Origin of the sequence: Mesorhizobium sp. M7A.F.Ca.US.002.01.1.1, from assembly GCF_004022955.1 — a bacterium.
GTDB lineage: Bacteria > Pseudomonadota > Alphaproteobacteria > Rhizobiales > Rhizobiaceae > Mesorhizobium > Mesorhizobium ciceri.
In genome coordinates this window covers 1-1,841 of the sequence record NZ_RZQE01000778.1, presented here as the reverse complement: position 1 = coordinate 1,841, position 1,841 = coordinate 1, and the positions used below count along the sequence as shown (strand labels likewise).

2 protein-coding genes are annotated in these 1,841 nt (G+C 61.2%); one reads left to right on the top strand and one right to left on the bottom strand.

Annotated elements, in window-relative coordinates; genetic code table 11:
• Positions 1–926 (bottom strand): trimethylamine methyltransferase family protein (locus tag EN932_RS35330; protein ID WP_206619010.1); only part of this gene is annotated, 926 nt, incomplete at its 3' end.
• A 272-nt stretch (positions 927–1,198) separates the two neighbouring features.
• Between EN932_RS35330 and EN932_RS35325 the strand changes: the two genes are divergently transcribed.
• On the top strand, positions 1,199–1,841 hold a 643-nt coding region (locus EN932_RS35325), incomplete at its 3' end, for a B12-binding domain-containing protein (protein WP_128369483.1).

Sequence of the window (1,841 nt, the reverse complement as noted above, 5' to 3'; positions counted from 1 at the left end):
ATCCTCGCCGGCGCGATGAGCCCGGTGACGGTGGCCAGCACTTCGGCCAGAACCTGCGTCAGCGTGCCGGCCACCGTCACCGGGCTCATCGCGCCGGCGAGGATGAACGGCGTGACGATGCAGGCCTGGTTGTGGCGCGCATAGACTTTCAACGCACCGAGCATGGTCTCGTCGAACACCATCGGCGAGTTGGCGTTGATCAGGCTGGTCAGCACCGTGTTGTTCTCGACGAAATCGTCGCCGAACACGATCTTGGCCATGGCGACGGTGTCCTCGGCGCGTTCCGGCGCGGTCACCGAGCCCATGAACGGCTTATCGGAATATTTGATGTGGCTGTAGATCATGTCGAGATGGCGCTTGTTGACCGGCACATCGACCGGCTCGCATACCGTGCCGCCCGAATGGTGGATCGACGGCGCCATATAGGCGAGCTTAACGAAATTCTGGAAATCCTCGATCGTCGCGTAGCGCCTGACACCGTCGAGGTCACGCACGAAGGGCGGGCCATAGACCGGCGCGAACACGGTGGCATTGCCACCGATCTGCACCGAACGCTCGGAATTGCGGGCGTGCTGGGTGTAGACGGACGGTGCGGTCTTGAGCAGCGAACGGCACAGCCCCTTCGGGAAATGCACGCGCTCGCCCTTGACGTCGGCGCCGGCCTCTTTCCACAGTTGCAGCGCTTCTGCATCGTCGCGAAAGATGATGCCGATCTCCTCGAGAACCGTGTCGGTGTTCTTCTCGATCAGCGCCAGGCCTTCCTCGTCCAGCACCTCGTAAACGTTGATCTTGCGCTTGATGTAGGTGAGCTGCGTGCCCGGGCCTCCGCCCGAACGCGCGGCCCGCCGGGCAGCAGCCCCGCCGCTGGCGCCGCGCCCACGTCGCGCGTTTGACGCTTCCTGATCGACTGCCGCGTATTCGCTCATGGTGTTCTTCCCTGAATCTGTTCTTGTCTGGAATCCATAGCGGCTGCTCTCGCCGCTTCTTGCCAGATCGTAGCCATGCACCCTATTCGAAACGGCCCGCCAGCGCCAACGCCTGTCGCAAAATCGACAAGAATTCCAAGAGAGTTACGGTCGCTTTCCTTTTGCGGGAAGTCGCAAATCAGCTATGGATACATGCCCTCAGCGGGTTAGGTATGAACGCGAAGATATGTGCCTTGCGACATGGTCGCGATGCCGGCAGGAGCTCGATACAAATGTCCGACGACGAGATCATCCTTTCCGAACTTTCCGACGACGAGTTGGTGCAGCAGATGCACGACGATCTCTATGACGGGCTGAAGGAAGAGATCGAAGAAGGCACCAACATCCTGCTCGAGCGCGGCTGGGCGCCTTACAAGGTGCTGACCGAGGCGCTGGTCGAAGGCATGCGCATCGTCGGCGAGGATTTTCGCGACGGCATCCTGTTCGTGCCGGAAGTGCTGCTTTCCGCCAATGCGATGAAGGCGGGCATGTTCATCCTGCGCCCGCTGCTCGCCGCCACCGGCGCGCCCAAGCAAGGCAAGATGGTCATCGGCACCGTCAAGGGCGACATCCACGATATCGGCAAGAACCTTGTCGGCATGATGATGGAGGGCGCTGGCTTCGACGTCATCGATCTCGGCATCAACAATGCGGTCGAGAAATATCTCGATGCGATCGAACAGCACCAGCCCGACATCATCGGCATGTCCGCACTGCTGACCACGACCATGCCCTATATGAAGGTCGTCATCGACACGATGAAGGAAAAGGGCATCCGCGACGATTATGTCGTGCTGGTCGGCGGCGCACCGCTGAACGAGGAATTCGGCAAGGCCGTCGGCGCCGATGCCTATTGCCGCGACGCGGCGGTGGCGG